General features: G+C 70.0%; 1 protein-coding gene. It reads left to right on the top strand.

Annotated elements, in window-relative coordinates; genetic code table 11:
• On the top strand, nt 1-1,121 hold a 1,121-nt coding region (locus tag ABD993_RS36500), incomplete at both ends, for an IS3 family transposase (protein ID WP_345428976.1).

The following is a 1,121-nucleotide window of genomic DNA, read 5'->3' as shown; positions in this document are numbered from 1 at the left end:
CCGCCGGAGTTCCGGCGACGCGCCCTTGACCTGCTCGCCTCGGGCCGCTCAGTGCGCGACGTAGCGACGTCGTTGGGCATCGCGGAGTCGTGCCTGCATCGCTGGAAGTCCCGGGATCTACTCGAACGCGGGCTCAAGACCCCGACCCCGGAGCAGGTCGAGTCCGCTGCGCTCACCGCGGCCAAGGCACGGATCGCCGAGCTCGAGACCGAGGTCAAGATCCTGCGCAAGGCAGCGGCCGCGGTGGAGAAGGTGGTGCCCCCAAAAGCCCGGTTCGCCCTCGTCGCGGAACTGGCCGCTGAGGGCGTCCCGGTCAAGCAGGCCTGCCTGTCCCTCGGGGTGTCCCGGGCAGGCTTCTACGAAGCCCGCAGCCGCCCACCCTCATCACGCACGATCCGGCAGGCCTGGCTGATCGACCAGATCACCGCGGTCCACGAGGCCTCCCGGCAGACCTACGGGGCACCGAGGATCCGCGCCGAACTCGTCCTGGGCCAGGGCGTGGTCGTGTCCCGCAAGACCGTCGCCGCGCTGATGCGCCGCGCCGGCCTGGCCGGACTCCCATTGCGGCGCAGAGCGAAACGGGTCCCCTCCGCGAAGACCGTGACCGACCTGGTCAAGCGGGACTTCCGGCGCGACGGCCCGAACCAGCTCTGGGTCACCGACATCACCGAGCACCCCACCCGCGAGGGCAAGCTCTACTGCTGCGTGGTCCTCGACGTCTTCTCCCGCCGGGTCGTCGGCTGGGCCATCGACTCCCGTCAACGAGCCGACCTGGCCACCTCCGCGCTCGGGATGGCGATCGACTCGCGCGGCACCAGCGGGCAGGTGCCCGGCGGGATCATCCACGGCGATCACGGCACCCAGTTCACCTCGTGGACCTTCACCGAACGCGCTCGCACAGCGGGCCTGCTGCCCTCACTGGGCAGCGTCGGCGACCCCTACGACAACGCCGTCGCCGAGGCCTTCTGGGGCCGGATGCAGACCGAGCTACTCGACCGGCAGCGCTGGCGCACCCGCATCGAGCTCGCGAACGCGATCTTCGAATACATCGAGGGCTTCTACAACCGCCGCCGCCGACACTCCGCACTGGACTGGATGAGCCCCGTACAGTTCGAAACCAT

The sequence above is a fragment of the Pseudonocardia xishanensis genome (genome assembly GCF_039541715.1).
Lineage (GTDB): Bacteria > Actinomycetota > Actinomycetes > Mycobacteriales > Pseudonocardiaceae > Pseudonocardia > Pseudonocardia xishanensis.
This window is presented reverse-complemented; position numbering and strand designations above follow the sequence as displayed.